We start from the raw sequence: 14,612 nt of genomic DNA on the forward strand, positions 1-14,612 counted from the left end.
GTAACCGACCGGAGGAACCGCCGTGGCAGCCACGCCCAGGTTTCGCAACGACGCAGTCGCAGCACCCGACACCGCCCCCCACTCCATCGCCTCGCACCCCGCCCCCGATCCGGCCTCCGCCGACCGAAAACATCCGGTCGACGAGACGCTCCCGCCGCTGAGGATGTTCACCAGCGGCCTCCAGCACGTCGCCGCGATGTACGCGGGCGTGGTGGCCCCGCCGATGATCCTGGGACCCGCCGTGGGTCTCACGCCCAAGGAGACCGCCTTCCTGATGGGGGCGAGCCTCTTCACCGCAGGCCTGGCCACCCTGCTCCAGACCCTCGGCCTCTGGCGCATCGGCGCCCGGCTGCCGTTCGTCAACGGTGTCTCGTTCGCCGGGGTCACCCCGATGGTGGCGATCGGAAAGGACCGCGGACACGAGGGCATCGCCGTCATATTCGGCGCGATCATCGTCGCCGGTCTGCTCGGCTTCCTGCTCGCCCCGTACTTCTGCAAGCTGGTCCGGTTCTTCCCGCCCGTCGTCACCGGCACCGTCATCACCCTGATCGGCGTCTCGCTGCTGCCGGTCGCCTTCAACTGGTCCCAGGGCGGCAACGCCACGGCCGACGACTACGGTTCGACGACCAACATCATCATGGCCGCGGTCACACTGGTGATCGTCATCGCGCTGCGCAGACTGCTGCGCGGCTTCCTCCAGCAGATCGCCATCCTGCTGGGGCTGGTCATCGGCACGCTGATCGCGATCCCGGTCGGCATCACCGACTTCGGCGCCATCAAGGGCGCCGACCTCATCGGCTTCCCGACGCCGTTCCACTTCGGCGCACCGCAGTTCGAGGTCGCCGCGATCGTCTCCATGTGCATCGTGATGCTGGTCTGCATGACCGAGTCCACTGCTGACATGCTCGCTCTCGGCAGGATCGTCGACCGTCCGGCGGACGAGCGGACCATCGAGGGCGGTCTGCGCGCCGACACTCTGGGCAGCGCCATCAGTCCACTCTTCAACGGCTTCATGTGCAGCGCCTTCGCCCAGAACATCGGGCTCGTCGCGATGACCAAGGTCCGCAGCCGGTTCGTGGTCGCGGCGGGCGGTGGCATCCTGATCGTGCTCGGGCTGGTCCCCGTGGCCGCATCCGTCATCGCGCTCGTCCCGCTGCCGGTCCTCGGCGGCGCGGGCATCATGCTCTTCGGCTCGGTCGCCGCGAGCGGCATCCAGACGCTGGCGACCGCCGCGCTGGAGAAGGGTGAGAACGCGCTGATCGTGGCGGCGGCCGTGGGCATCGGCCTGATCCCGATCGCCGCGCCGGATTTCTACCACGCGTTCCCGAAGGACGCGCTCGTCGTGCTCGACTCCGGGATCTCGACCGGATGCGTTGTCGCGATCGTGCTCAACCTGGCCTTCAACCACCTCGGCAGGAAGCCGGATCCGGTGGGTGCGCACTGAGCGCTTCCGGTACCGGGCAGTGGCGCGTACGGCGAGGGCCGTACGCGCCACCGGTGTGTCACGGCAGGGCTCAGCCGATGTGGAAGCTGTCGCCGTACACCTTCCAGTCGAGCGGCGGATCCAGGTTGAGATTGCGGTTCTGCAGGAAGACCCGCTGGGCGGTGTCCACCCGGCTGGTGTCGGAGTGGGCCTCCTCCTGGCGCATCGCCCACACCCGGGCGTCGAGGAAGGCGTTGAGATACGTGACTTCGTCGCCGCCCTGCGCCGGCGTCCTCGCCGTCGCGAGGGCCCGCTCGCGGATGGCGCCGAAGCTGGTGCTGTCGTCGCCGCCGCCGTGCATGACGATGGCGTCGTAGTACGCGAACTGACCCAGCGTGCCGATGCCGTCGGCCTTGCCCCGGCTCACCGCCGGGTTGAAGTACACCCGGTCCCGCTCGTCGTTCTGTGCCTGCTTGAACACCGAGTCGGACGCGGCGGTCGCCCAGTCCCTGGTGAAGTTCGGGTCGAGACCGTCGTGCGAGTCGGTGCCGTCCACCTCCCGCAGCGCGGGGAGGTACTTCGCGAGGACGTTGCCCGGCTTGCGCTGGGTGTACAGCTCGACGAGGTCGAGCATGTCGCCGGTGCCGGAGCAGAAGCCGATGATGCCCGCGGTGTAGCCGCGGCCGTCGTCGATGTCCTCGATGTACTTGTACTGGGCCTTCCAGTCCAGCGTGGAGTTCTCCGCGCTGGAGACCAGTTGCATGGCGATCTCCTTCTTCGCCGGATCGTCGAGCCCGGTCGCGGCGGCGGTCTGCTGGGCGATCGCCGTCTGCTGATGTACCGCGGGGTGAGTGGGGGCACCGGCGTAGGCGGTGACCGGGATGGCCGTGAGGGTCAGTCCGACCGCGATGACCGCGATGCGTGCGGAACGGGTGTTGCGACGTGCAGTGCGCTTGTGGGGAGCGTGCACCAGTCCTCCAAAGGGAGTTCGTCGTTCCTTCGCTCTGTTAGGAAGCTTTCCTATCAGAGTGGAGCGAGTGTCGTACACCCCTTCGACGCACGGGAGTTGGGGATGTCCCCGGAATGCAGCAAGGCCCCGCACCGCGCAAAGGGCGCGGTGCGGGGCCGGGCCGCTCGTCAGCCCCGACGGAGCGGCCGACCGTCGGCTCACGGGTCCGGATCACCTCTCACGCAGCAGTGAAAGCGCAGGTCATCCGGGTGTGTGCATCGGCGTACGCAGTCGGCGGAGCGGACACTTCCCGCGCCCGTCGATCATGGGTTTAGGGGGCGTCGATCCGGTAGCTGTCGCCGTACACCCGCCACCGCAGCGGTGTCTCAAGACCGAACCTGCCCTGCTTCACGAACACCCGCTGGGCCGTCTCGACACGGCTGGTGTCGGAGTGGGCGGGCTCCTTCCGCATCGCGGCGACGCGGGCGTCGAGAAAGGCGTTCAGATAGGCCGCCTCGTTCCCGCCGTGCGCCGGGGGAGCGGCCGCGGCGACCGCCCATCGGCGGATCGTACGGAAGCCGACCGTGCCGGCCGCGTCGCCGTAACCGTGCATGACGTAGGCGTCGTAGTAGATGAACTGCCCCAGGGCGCCGAGGCCGTCCGCCTCGGCCCGGGCGACCGCCGGGGCGAAGTACGACCGGTCGAGCTCGGTGTCCTGCGCCGACCGGAAGGCGGGGTCGGCGGCCGCCTCGGCCCACGCCTCGGTGAACGGCCGGCCGAGCCCGTCGTGCGCATCGCTGCCCCGCACGGCGCGCAGGGCGGGGAGGAACCGTTCCAGCGGATTGCCGGGACGCGCCGCCGCGTACCGCTCGACGACCTTCAGCATGTCGCCGGTGCCGGAGCAGAAGCCGATGATGCCCGCGGTGTAGCCGCGGCCGTCGTCGATGTCCTCGATGTAGTCGTACTGGGCCTTCCAGTCCAGCGTGGAGTTCTCCGCGCTGGAGACCAGTTGCATGGCGATCTCCTTCTTCGCCGGATCGTCGAGCCCGGCCCCGGACCCACCCTTGGCGGACTCGCTCGTCGAGCATCCGGAGAGCAGGGCCACGGTCGTGACGGCGGCAGTGACGGCGGCGAGCAGGCGCCGGGGCCGGGGCATCGTGGTGCTCCTAATCGTGCGCGGCGATCGGACCGCGGCGCAGCGGCTGTGCGAGCGTGCGCGTCGCCGCGACCACGCCGTCCACGATCTTCGGGGCCCGCAGGATCTCGGCGCCAGGTGTTTTCACCACCCGTTGATCCTGCCATGAGGCCCTGCTCCACGATCGGGCGACTTCCGCGGCGACCCCTGCCGTGCATCGGGGAAAGGACTTCGTTCATTCGGCTGTAGCGTCATGGGTATGGAAGATCAGTCTGTTGTGGATGTCGGCGATGTACGGCTGGCGTATCGGACCTGGGGCGACCCCTTCGGCTCGCCCGTGGTCCTGCTGCACGGCCTCGGCGGCTCCGCCGCGAGCTGGGAGGCGGCCGGGAGGCTGCTCGGCGAGGAGTGGCGGGTGTACGCCATCGACCTGCGGGGTCACGGCGAGAGCGACTGGCCGGACGAGTACTCCGTCGAGCTGATGCGGGACGACGTCCTCGGCTTCCTCGACGAGTGCGAGCTCGACCGGGTGGGACTGGCCGGCCACTCGATGGGTGGTGTCGTCGCCCATCTGCTCGCCCAGGAGCACGCGGACCGGGTGGAGCGGCTGGTGCTGGTGGAGACCCCTCCGCCGTTCCCGAGCCAGCTGAAGCCGGTCGCCGAACCGGAGGGGCCGGTGGACTACGACTGGGCCGTCGTGGCCCCCATCCGGGCCGAGATGGCCGACCCCGACCCCGAGTGGGCGTCCGGCCTCGGCGAGATCGTCGCGCCGACGCTGATGATCGCCGGTGGCCCGGAGTCCACCATGCCCCAGGGGCGTCTGCAGGACATGGCCTCGCTGATCCCGGACTGCCGGCTGATCACGATCGGGGGCGGCCACCGGGTGCATGAGATCCACGCCGACCAGGTTGCGCAGCAGATCACGGAGTTCTTCACCAGCTGAGCGCGGCGGCTGAGGGGCGGGGGGCCGGGCCCGGCCGACCACCGGCCGTCCCGGGCCGGACACGCGACTGCTCCGTCCTGCCCCGCCCGCCGCCTCGTCGCGGTCAGTCGCCCGGCTGCCAGTCCGGGCGGCGGCCGCTCATGGCGACGGTCCGGTCGAGCAGGGACGCGTCGGCCGGGACCGGAACCGGCGGGCCGAAGATATCGGGCCGGGGGCCGGCGTCGCCGGGCGTCAGCATGGCCAGCGAGACGCGCAGGCTCGCCTCGTCCGCCTCGAATTTCTGGCCGGTCGAGCGGGCCAGGTCCCAGCCGTGGATGACCAGCTCGTCCAGTGCGACGACCGCGGCCGCCTCGCCCGGCAGGTCCACACCGCCGACCCTCGTCATCCCCTGCCGGGCAGCGGGGTCGCGCCAGGCCGTCACCAGCTCGTCCAGCAGCGGCGGCAGCGCTGCGCGCCAGTCGTCACCGAGGACCGGAAGCGCGGTGTCCGGGGAGGTGTCGGTCGTCCGTCCGAGATCCTTGCGTGCCGCGTCGCGGAAGGCCGCGCTCAGCCCGGCCACATGGGCGAGCAGCTCTCGTACCGTGTAGTGGGGACAGGGCGTCGGGCCGGCCAGCTGCCGTTCGTCGATACCGCCGAGCAGGTCGGCGATCTGCCGGGCCGCGGGCGCCAGATCGACCGTGGGTGTCGTCTCCGTGTGCGTATCCATACAGGGCAGACCGCTCCGACGCCCGGAACTCATCGCTCATCGCACGACGCGCCCCCGGAGCACGATCCGGCTCGGGTGATCCAGCGCGGCAGGGTCCAGGGCCGGGTCGGTGGCGTACGCGACGACGTCGGCGGGTGCGCCTTCCACGAGACCCGGCAGACCGAGCCAGGCCCTCGCGGTCCAGGATGCCGCGCCCAGCGCCGCCTCGGCCGACAGCCCGGCCCGTACCAGCCAGCTCATCTCGCCCGCGACCGTCCCGCACGGGAAGGAGTCCGTCCCCGCCAGCACCGTCACATCCGCCTCGTGGGCCGCGCGCACATTGCTGAGCATGGTGTCCCAGCCGGCCAGCCACAGATCGCGGCGCACGCCCTGCTCCCGCGCCCGCATCGCGTCCGCCTTCGCGCCGAAGACGCTCAGCGTCGGGACGAACGCCGTGCCCTGGGCGGCCATCCGGTCCAGAAGCGCCGGGTCCAGATGCATGCCGTGCTCCAGGCTGTCGGCGCCCGCCAGTACGGCATTGCGCGTGCCCTCGGCGGTCTGGCAGTGCACCGCCACCCTGCCACCGGCCGCGTGCACCGCCTCCACCACCGAGGTCAACAACGGCAGCGGCAGGGCGGGTTCGTCGGCGGCCCAGTCACCGATGACCTTGCACCACCCGGACGAAGCGGCCGCCTCCTCCACGGCCGCCCGCACCAACTCGGCCTCGCTCACATCCCGTCCGAAGCCGGGGAAGAACCGGCCGGGCGTGGCCAGCCACCGCCCCGCCGATGTCACACGCGGCAGTTCGGGGTCCTTGTCCACCCACGCGGGCATTCGTTGCGAGGTGCCAGGGGTACGCACTGCGAGCACTCCGGCATCTCGGTGCTCGCCCAACTGCCTGCGCAGCAGCTCCTCGTCGAAGGGCGAGCCGGGCTCCAGTGCCCCGGGATGCGTGTGTACGTCGACGAGTCCGGGCAGCAGCCAGCCGCCGTCGACGATCATCTCCGCGTCCCGGCCCGCAAGCTCGCCCGGGGGCCCGCCGGTGCGGAGCACCTCGCCGTCGATCCAGAACTCGCGCTCCTCGCGGTCCGGCAGAACAATCCCGCGTATGCACAGCATCAGCCGACCGTACGTCACATCCGACACCCCGCCGACGGAGGGCCGGCACACGAGCGGCGGCGCACACCGGCACATTGCGGAACGTTCCGCTCCACCCTCTTGCCGGTGACCCCGACACCATGCGATACAGGTCTGGACCATTGCTGCCGGATGGAAGGCACGCCCGTGCAACGCCCCCACGCAACCGCCGCGTTGGCCTGTTCCGCCGCCCTGCTTCTCGCCGCGCTCACCGCCTGTGACTCCACCCCCGAGGCGGACACCCGGAAACCCACGACGCCGGGCCATGTGACGGCGCAGGCCAGCAGCGCCACCTCTGTACACGTCATGTGGGAGCAGGCCTCCGACAACAAGGCGGTCGCCGGTTACGAGGTCTACCGCGAGGGCGAGAGGGTCAAGTCCGTCCCGGCGGCCAAGGTGATGATCGACGTCGACGGGCTGACCGCCTCGACCGCGTACGCCTTCACCGTCCGGGCCCGTGACGCCGCCGGGAACCTCTCCGCGCCGAGCGCCGCCGCCGCCGTCACCACGCCCGCCCCGACCCCCGCCGACCATGAACCGCCGACCCGCCCGGTGAAACTGCGCGGCGCGGCGGACGGCAGCCGGGCGGCGGACCTCTCCTGGGGCGGCTCGACGGACGACGTCGGCGTCACCTCCTACGACATCTACCAGGAGGACTCCCGGATCCACAGCGTGCCCGGCACGCAGACCACGGCGCATCTGACCGGACTGCGCCCCGGCACCGTCTACACCTTCACCGTCCGCGCGCGCGACGCCGCCGACACCTCCTCGCCGGACAGCAACGCCCTGGATCTCACCACCGTGTCCGCCCCGGGCGCACCGGCCAGTACCGCCCCCACCGACCTGCGGATCAGCAACCGGGTCCAGGGCAAGGAGTACGCCATCGACCTGGACTGGAAGCAGCCCGAGACGGGCGGCGGGATTCCGGCGTACCAGCTCTTCATGGACGGCCGGCTGACCACCACGATCGTGTGGGGCTCCACCCCGCCCGCAGGCCGGGCGCACTACCGGCTTACCGTCAGCGACCCACGCGGTACCCGCTACTCGATGAAGATCCGCGCCAAACTGCCGGACGGGAAGTGGGGAGACTTCTCCGCCCAGCGCACGGTCGTGCTCGGCGGCTGACGGACCCCCGGAATCGGCGTGCGGGACACGGCAGCGGCTGCGGCCGAAGCTCAGCTGATCGTAGCCGCGTGGCTCAGGCCAGTTGCTCGTACGCCGGAAGCGTCAGGAAGTCCGCGTAGTCCTGGTCCAGCGACACCTGGAGCAGCAGGTCGTGGGCCTGCTGCCACTTGCCGGAGGCGAAGGCATCCTCGCCGACCTCCGCCCGGATCGCGGCGAGTTCCTCGGCCGCGACCTTGCGGGCCAGGTCCGCCGTGGCGTGTGCGCCGTTCTCGAAGACCACGTCGGCGTTGATCCACTGCCAGATCTGCGAGCGCGAGATCTCCGCGGTGGCCGCGTCCTCCATCAGGTTGAAGATGGCGACGGCTCCCATGCCGCGCAGCCACGCCTCGATGTAGCGGATGCCGACCGCGACGGCGTTGCGCAGGCCGTCGTACGTGGGCTTGGCATCCAGGGTGTCGATGGCGATCAGGTCGCCCGCTGCCACGGAGACGTCCTCGCGCAGGCGCTCCTTCTGGTTCGGCTTCTCGCCGAGCACCGCGTCGAAGGAGGCCATGGCGATCGGGACCAGGTCGGGGTGGGCGACCCAGGAGCCGTCGAAGCCGTCGTGGGCCTCGCGGTCCTTGTCGGCCTTGACCTTCTCGAACGCGACCTTGTTGACCTCGGCGTCGCGGCGGGACGGGATGAAGGCCGCCATGCCGCCGATCGCGTGCGCGCCGCGCTTGTGGCAGGTGCGGACGAGGAGTTCGGTGTACGCGCGCATGAACGGGGCGGTCATCGTCACCGCGTTGCGGTCCGGGAGGACGAACTTGGCTCCGCCGTCACGGAAGTTCTTGACGATGGAGAAGAGGTAGTCCCAGCGGCCCGCGTTCAGTCCGGAGGCGTGGTCGCGGAGTTCGTAGAGGATCTCCTCCATCTCGTACGCGGCGGTGATCGTCTCGATGAGGACGGTCGCGCGGACGGTGCCCTGCGGGATGCCGACGTAGTCCTGGGCGAAGACGAAGATGTCGTTCCAGAGGCGGGCCTCCAGGTGCGACTCCGTCTTCGGGAGATAGAAGTACGGGCCCTTGCCGAGGTCGATGAGGCGCTGGGCGTTGTGGAAGAAGTAGAGGCCGAAGTCGACCAGGGCGCCCGGCACCGGGGTGCCGTCGAGCTGGAGGTGACGCTCGTTCAGGTGCCAGCCGCGCGGGCGGGTGACGACCGTCGCGAGCTCGTCGGCGGGCCTGAGGGCGTACGACTTGCCGGAGCCGGGGTCCGTGAAGTCGATGGTGCGGCTGTACGCGTCGATCAGATTCAGCTGGCCGAGGATCACGTTCTCCCACGTGGGGGCGGAGGCGTCCTCGAAGTCGGCGAGCCAGACCCTGGCGCCCGAGTTCAGGGCGTTGATGGTCATCTTGCGGTCGGTCGGACCGGTGATCTCCACCCGGCGGTCGTTCAGCGCGGCCGGGGCCGGCGCGACCTGCCAGGAGTCGTCCGCGCGGATGGCCGCCGTCTCGGGCAGGAAGTCCAGCGTGGAGGTACGGGCGATCTCCGCGCGGCGCTCACCCCGGCGGGCGAGCAGCTCGTCACGGCGGGGCGTGAACCGCCGGTGCAGCTCGGCCACGAACGCGAGTGCCGCGTGGTTGAGGACCTCGTCCTGCCGGGGCAGGGGCTCGGCATCGACGATGGCCAGCGGGGACGGCGCTGGTGCGGACATGAGCTGTCACTCCTTCAGCGGGCGGTGCGGGCGGCGTCTCACGGCCGCCGGGTCGCCTGAAACGGCACGGCGTGCCAGGGCTCCGGGATACGGCGGTGGGCGCCGTCCGGCATGCAGAGGGCTTCTGACCAGTGGATAGTAGTTTCCTCATAGTGGAAGTTCAATGGTTTGTTGATGTCGAGATTCTCCGGGTCGACAGAAGTCGTGCGGCACTGGCGCGCAGTGCCGGTGCGTTCATTCAAGGTGCTTCAGGTCCTCCACCGTGTCGATGTCGTACGCCTGAGCCACATCGGAACACTCGACGAGCGTGATCGCATCGTGGTGCGCCCGCAGATACACCCGAGCGCCCTGGTCACCCACCGCTTCCGCCGTGATGTCCGCCCACCGGTCGGCCCCGAACAGCACCGGATGGCCGCGTTCCCCGTCGTACGAGGCGGCCGCGAGACTCGTCCGGGAGCGATACGCCGATCGCACCCGCGCCACCGCGTCCGCGCCGATGCCCGGCTGGTCGACCAGGAGGACGAGCGCCGCGTCGGCCCCGGTACCGGCGAGTGCCCCGAGTCCCGCCCGCAGTGACGAGCCCATGCCCTCGGTCCACTCGGGGTTGACGGTCACCGTGCAGCCGGAGAGGTCGGCGCGGGCGCGTACCTCCTGCGCCGCGGCGCCCAGGACCACGTGGATGCCGTCGCAGCCGCCCTCCCGCAGCACGCGTACCGCGTGCTCCACCAGCGGCCGGCCGCGGTGTTCCAGCAGTGCCTTGGGCCGCCCGCCCAGTCGTCGCCCACCGCCCGCGGCGAGCAGGAGTCCGGCGACCACCGGGATTCGTGTGGTTCGAGTCATGCGCACTGGATACCCCGGACACACCCACTTTGCGCAAGTGGGCGAAGGCGGTCGGCGGCGGCGCCTTCCGTCGGGACACCTGTACGTCACCCTTGCGGGAGGCCCTGAATTCTGTCCCCGGAGTGGCGCTCGACACCTGTCATGGCGTTAACTTGCCCGCGTCCCGGGACACTTGACCGCGGTCCGGGGCCCGGTCGAAACACTGGCACAAGGATGTGCGAGGGGGAGTGCTTTGTTGCGAAGCGTGGGGCAGACGCTGGTGACCAGCAGTGGTGAGGATCCGAGGGTGACGGAGCTGCGTACGGCCGTCTCCCGACTCCGTCGTGAGCTGGCGGGGCATCCCCGGGAGTTTCCGGACCGGGGCATCGCCGAGGACGAGCTGGCCGCGCTCGACGCGATGGCGATGAGCGGCGTCCCCGAGATTCCGCGGCTGCGCCGTTCGCTGCTGCTGATCGCGGGGGCGATCGGCTCGGTCAGCGCACTGGCCTCCGCGCTCAGGGACGTACGGGTGGCCGTGGACCTCTTCGGCGAGCCGCCACGCCGCTGACGTACGGCAGCTGAGCCGGGCCCCGGCGAACGGGCCCCGGCGGCGCCGTTCGACGCGCTCAGCCGGTGGTGCCGCTGCCGGCCAGTGCGTCGGACAGCTCCTTCGCGGCCTGCTGCAGGATCGGCACGATCCGCTCCGTCGCCGCCTCCGTCACCCGGCCCGCCGGACCCGAGATCGAAATCGCGGCCGAGTTGGGGGAGTTGGGGACGGAGACCGCCAGGCAGCGCACCCCGACCTCCTGCTCGTTGTCGTCCACCGCATAGCCGAGCCTGCGGACCTGCTCCAGTGCGTCGAGAAAGCCGTCGGGCGTGGTGATCGTCTTCTCGGTGGCGGCCGGCATTCCGGTACGGGCGAGCAGTGCCCGCACCTCCTCCGGGGGCGTGTGCGCCAGCAGCGCCTTGCCGACGCCCGTGGAGTGGGGGAGCACCCGGCGGCCCACCTCGGTGAACATGCGCATCGAATGCTTGGACGGCACCTGCGCCACGTACACGATCTCGTCGCCGTCGAGCAGCGCCATGTTCGCGGTCTCGCCGGTCTCCTCGACCAGGCGCGCGAGATACGGGCGGGCCCAGGTGCCGAGCAGCCGGGAGGCGGACTCGCCAAGCCGGATCAGGCGCGGGCCGAGCGCATAGCGCCGGTTCGGCTGCTGGCGCACATACCCGCAGACCACCAGTGTGCGCATCAGACGGTGAATGGTGGGCAGCGGGAGACCGCTGCTCGCGGAGAGCTCGCTCAGCCCGACCTCGCCCCCCGCGTCCGCCATCCGTTCCAGCAGATCGAAGGCGCGCTCAAGGGACTGCACACCACCGCTGGAAGCGGCGGGCTTGGAGTCGGAAGTGCTGGCGTGGGACGGCGGCACGTCAACGGTCCTTTCGAGGCGGAAGAGCGGGTGCCCCGCCCGGCGAGGCACCCAGCAGCCTACCGGGCGGTTCCCGATCGGCCCACTGCTCCGGGCGCGGCGTCCTGGCCGGTCAGGGCATGCTTGTCCCGGTGTCTGCGGTCGGTGGGGCAGTTCTGCGGTGCCGCATTGGTCCCATCTTACGTTCCGCTCTGCGAAATCGTTCTTTTACCCTGTGGAAATCTTTGGTTTCGGGTGCGGGTGGTCCGCCGGCCGCCCGGCGGGGAAAGTGGGGCCTTGACGGCTCCGGATCCCGAGTGAAGACTCCTTCAACAGTTCGTTGAATCTGTCAGCCGTCAACCAGTGGCCAAAGGTCCGAAGTGAGGAGCACGGGTGTCCGGTGCGGACGTGAATCTGGTACTGCGCTCGACGCGTGTCGTCACCCCGGACGGGACGCGCCCCGCAGCGGTCGCCGTCGCCGACGGGAGAATCGACGCCGTCCTGCCGTACGACACCGGGCTGCCGGCCGGTGCCCGGTCGGAGGACTTCGGTGACGACGTCCTGCTGCCCGGCCTCGTCGACACCCATGTCCATGTGAACGACCCCGGCCGCACCGAGTGGGAGGGCTTCTTCACCGCCACCCGCGCTGCGGCGGCGGGCGGCATCACCACCCTGCTCGACATGCCGCTCAACTCCCTCCCGCCGACCACCACCGTCGCCCATCTGCGCACCAAGCAGCAGGTGGCCGCCCCCAAGGCGCACATCGACACCGGGTTCTGGGGCGGGGCGATCCCGTCCAACGTCAAAGACCTGCGGCCGCTGTACGAGGCCGGGGTGTTCGGCTTCAAGTGCTTTCTCTCGCCCTCCGGCGTCGACGAGTTCCCGGAGCTCGACCAGGAGCAGCTGGCCCGGTCCATGGCCGAGATCGCCGGTTTCGGCGGACTGCTGATCGTGCACGCCGAGGACCCGCGCCGTCTGGCCGCCGCCCCGCAGCGCGGCGGGCCCGCGTACGCCGACTTCCTCGCCTCCCGGCCCCGGGACGCCGAGAATGCCGCGATCGAGGGACTCATCGCGCACGCCAGGCGGCTGAACGCCCGGGTCCATGTGCTGCACCTCTCCTCCGCAGACGCGCTGGCGATGATCGCCGCCGCCAGGCGCGAGGGCGTACGGATCACCGTCGAGTCCTGTCCGCACTTCCTCACCCTCACCGCCGAGGAAGTCCCCGACGGCGCCACGGAGTTCAAGTGCTGCCCGCCGATCCGGGAGGCCGCCAACCAGGACGCGCTGTGGGACGGACTGGCCGACGGGACGATCGACTGCATCGTCTCCGACCACTCGCCGTGCACCACCGACCTCAAGACACCGGACTTCGCCTCCGCCTGGGGCGGCATCTCCTCCCTCCAGCTGGGTCTTCCCGCCATCTGGACCGAGGCCCGCAGGCGCGGCCACTCCCTCGACGACGTCGCCCGCTGGATGTCGGTCGCCCCCGCGGCACTGGCCGGACTGAGCCGCAAGGGGGCCATCGAGGCCGGTCGCGACGCCGACTTCGCCGTCCTCGCCCCCGACGAGACCTTCACCGTCGACCCCGCCGAACTCCTCCACCGCAACCGGGTCACCGCCTACGCCGGGAAGACCCTGCACGGCGTCGTGCGATCGACCTGGCTGCGCGGCGTACGGATCGCGGCGGACAACGCCGTCGCCGAACCCACCGGACGCCTCCTCGAAAGGAACCACTGACCATGACGGCGACAGCCCGTTTCACCGGCGACGCGAATCCGTACGGCGGCGGCGACCCCTATGCCGACTACCGCACCGCCGACCTCCCCTTCACCGATCTCGTCGACCTCGCCGACCGCCGCCTCGGCGCGGGCGTGATCGCCGCCAACGACGAGTTCTTCGCCGAGCGCGAGAACCTGCTGAAGCCGGAGCCCGCCGAGTTCGACCCCGAGCGCTTCGGTCACAAGGGCAAGATCATGGACGGCTGGGAGACCCGCCGCCGTCGCGGCACGGGCGCCGGCCGGCCGCACCCCACGGACGAGGACCACGACTGGGCGCTGGTACGGCTCGGCGCGCCCGGAGTCGTACGCGGCATCGTCGTCGACACCGCCCACTTCCGAGGCAACTACCCGCAGGCGGTCTCCGTCGAAGCGGCCTGCGTCCCCGGCTCCCCGTCGCCCGAGGAACTCCTCGCGCCCGGCGTGAAGTGGACAACGCTTCTGCCGCGTACGGCCGTTGGCGGGCACGCGGCCAATGGCTTCGTCGTCGCGGCCGAGCAGCGCGTCACCCATCTGCGGGTGAACCAGCATCCCGACGGCGGGATCGCCCGCCTGCGGGTGTACGGCGAGATCGTCCCCGACCCCGCCTGGCTGGCCGCCCTCGGCACCTTCGACCTGGTCGCCCTGGAGAACGGCGGCACGGTCGAGGACGCCTCCGACCGCTTCTACTCCCCGGCCACCAACACCATCCGGCCCGGCAGGTCCCGCAAGATGGACGACGGCTGGGAGACCCGCCGCCGACGGGACAGGGGCAACGACTGGATCCGCTACCGCCTCGTCGAGCAGGCGGAGATCCGCGCAGTCGAGATCGACACCGCGTATCTGAAGGGCAACTCGGCGGGCTGGGCGAGCCTTTGTGCCCGCGACGGGGAGGGCGGCGACTGGACCGAGGTGCTGCCCAGGACACGGTTGCAGCCCGACACGAACCACCGCTTCGTCCTGCCGGAGGCGGTACGGGCCACGCACGTCCGGATCGACATCTTCCCGGACGGCGGCATCTCACGACTGCGGCTGTTCGGCTCACCGACGCGGGAGGGAGCCGCACGGCTGGTCGCGCGTCACCGCGAGTCGGCCGGCTGAGCCCTCGGTGGCACACCGGTCACGGTGTGCCCGATGAGTCCGCGTCCATGGCATATGGGATCCTGGAGGCATGATCTTCATCGCCGTCAAATTCACCGTCCACAGCGCCGAACGCGACAACTGGCTCCCGGCCGTGGAGGACTTCACCCTCGCCACCCGGATGGAGCCCGGGAATCTCTTCTTCGAGTGGTCGTACAGCGTCGAGAACCCCGACCAGTACGTCCTGCTGGAAGCCTTCGCCTCGCCCGAGGCCGGAGAGGCCCATGTGAAGTCGGAGCACTTCGCGGCGGCGATGGACCGCATGGCGGATCTCGTCGCCGAGGCGCCGGAGATCATCAACGTCGAGGTGCCGGGCGAGGGTTGGTCACGGATGACGGAGCTCACCCCGCGCTCGCAGTGAGCCGTACGCGGGTGTGTCCGCGCCGGGCGAGGCGAACACACC

15 protein-coding genes are annotated in these 14,612 nt (G+C 70.7%); 7 read left to right on the forward strand and 8 right to left on the reverse strand.

Annotated features, from left to right (window positions below; all coding sequences use genetic code 11):
* Positions 1–22: 22 nt before the first annotated feature.
* Positions 23–1,444, forward strand: coding sequence for a nucleobase:cation symporter-2 family protein (locus OG507_RS34255; RefSeq protein ID WP_327370981.1), 1,422 nt, complete (start codon positions 23–25; stop codon positions 1,442–1,444).
* 70 nt (positions 1,445–1,514) lie between these two features.
* Here the strand turns inward: OG507_RS34255 and OG507_RS34260 are convergent, their stop codons facing one another.
* Together OG507_RS34260 and OG507_RS34265 are read right to left on the reverse strand one after the other, a co-directional pair.
* Positions 1,515–2,393 (reverse strand): chitosanase, encoded by an 879-nt coding sequence (locus OG507_RS34260; protein ID WP_327370982.1) that lies wholly within the window; start codon positions 2,391–2,393, stop codon positions 1,515–1,517.
* A 310-nt stretch (positions 2,394–2,703) separates the two neighbouring features.
* Entirely contained in the window at positions 2,704–3,528 is an 825-nt protein-coding gene (locus OG507_RS34265) for a chitosanase (protein ID WP_327370983.1), read from the reverse strand.
* Positions 3,529–3,766: 238 nt separating this feature from the next.
* Between OG507_RS34265 and OG507_RS34270 the strand changes: the two genes are divergently transcribed.
* Positions 3,767–4,450 (forward strand): alpha/beta fold hydrolase, encoded by a 684-nt coding sequence (locus OG507_RS34270; RefSeq protein WP_327370984.1) that lies wholly within the window; start codon positions 3,767–3,769, stop codon positions 4,448–4,450.
* 103 nt (positions 4,451–4,553) lie between these two features.
* Here OG507_RS34270 and OG507_RS34275 read toward each other — a convergent pair whose 3' ends face one another.
* Positions 4,554–5,156 (reverse strand): TIGR03086 family metal-binding protein, encoded by a 603-nt coding sequence (locus tag OG507_RS34275; RefSeq protein ID WP_327370985.1) that lies wholly within the window; start codon positions 5,154–5,156, stop codon positions 4,554–4,556.
* A gap of 36 nt (positions 5,157–5,192) precedes the next feature.
* Positions 5,193–6,254, reverse strand: coding sequence for an amidohydrolase family protein (locus tag OG507_RS34280; RefSeq protein WP_327370986.1), 1,062 nt, complete (start codon positions 6,252–6,254; stop codon positions 5,193–5,195).
* A gap of 150 nt (positions 6,255–6,404) precedes the next feature.
* Between OG507_RS34280 and OG507_RS34285 the strand changes: the two genes are divergently transcribed.
* Complete coding sequence (locus OG507_RS34285; protein ID WP_327370987.1) at positions 6,405–7,397, forward strand: fibronectin type III domain-containing protein; 993 nt, start codon at positions 6,405–6,407, stop codon at positions 7,395–7,397.
* Between the two features lie 73 nt (positions 7,398–7,470).
* Here the strand turns inward: OG507_RS34285 and aceB are convergent, their stop codons facing one another.
* From aceB to OG507_RS34300, 3 genes are read right to left on the reverse strand one after another with little or no spacing between them, the layout of a single operon-like run.
* Positions 7,471–9,090, reverse strand: coding sequence for a malate synthase A (gene aceB / locus OG507_RS34290; protein ID WP_327370988.1), 1,620 nt, complete (start codon positions 9,088–9,090; stop codon positions 7,471–7,473).
* Between the two features lie 38 nt (positions 9,091–9,128).
* Positions 9,129–9,332 carry a hypothetical protein gene (locus OG507_RS34295; protein ID WP_327370989.1) on the reverse strand — a complete coding sequence of 68 codons (204 nt, stop codon included), beginning with the start codon at positions 9,330–9,332 and terminating at the stop codon, positions 9,129–9,131.
* Positions 9,325–9,930: a nucleotidyltransferase family protein gene (locus OG507_RS34300; protein WP_327370990.1), complete on the reverse strand. Its 606-nt coding sequence runs from the start codon at positions 9,928–9,930 to the stop codon at positions 9,325–9,327. The genes OG507_RS34295 and OG507_RS34300 overlap by 8 nt, the downstream gene beginning before the upstream one ends.
* A gap of 244 nt (positions 9,931–10,174) precedes the next feature.
* Here OG507_RS34300 and OG507_RS34305 point away from each other — a divergent pair, with 244 nt between their 5' ends.
* Positions 10,175–10,477 carry a DUF5955 family protein gene (locus OG507_RS34305; protein ID WP_327370991.1) on the forward strand — a complete coding sequence of 101 codons (303 nt, stop codon included), beginning with the start codon at positions 10,175–10,177 and terminating at the stop codon, positions 10,475–10,477.
* A 58-nt stretch (positions 10,478–10,535) separates the two neighbouring features.
* On the opposite strand, the gene OG507_RS34310 is transcribed toward OG507_RS34305, so the two are convergent.
* Positions 10,536–11,336 (reverse strand): IclR family transcriptional regulator, encoded by an 801-nt coding sequence (locus OG507_RS34310; RefSeq protein ID WP_327370992.1) that lies wholly within the window; start codon positions 11,334–11,336, stop codon positions 10,536–10,538.
* Between the two features lie 372 nt (positions 11,337–11,708).
* On the opposite strand from OG507_RS34310, the gene allB reads away from it, so the two are divergent.
* The 3 genes from allB to OG507_RS34325 all read left to right on the forward strand — a co-directional run bounded on the left by allB (position 11,709) and on the right by OG507_RS34325 (position 14,570).
* Positions 11,709–13,052 (forward strand): allantoinase AllB, encoded by a 1,344-nt coding sequence (gene allB, locus OG507_RS34315; RefSeq protein ID WP_327370993.1) that lies wholly within the window; start codon positions 11,709–11,711, stop codon positions 13,050–13,052.
* A gap of 2 nt (positions 13,053–13,054) precedes the next feature.
* The gene (gene alc, locus OG507_RS34320) at positions 13,055–14,170 is read left to right on the forward strand and encodes an allantoicase (protein ID WP_327370994.1); all 1,116 of its coding nucleotides are present in this window, start codon (positions 13,055–13,057) and stop codon (positions 14,168–14,170) included.
* 70 nt (positions 14,171–14,240) lie between these two features.
* Complete coding sequence (locus OG507_RS34325) at positions 14,241–14,570, forward strand: putative quinol monooxygenase (protein WP_327370995.1); 330 nt, start codon at positions 14,241–14,243, stop codon at positions 14,568–14,570.
* The last annotated feature ends 42 nt before the right edge of the window (positions 14,571–14,612 follow it).

The sequence above is a fragment of the Streptomyces sp. NBC_01217 genome (assembly GCF_035994185.1).
Taxonomy (GTDB): Bacteria; Actinomycetota; Actinomycetes; order Streptomycetales; family Streptomycetaceae; genus Streptomyces.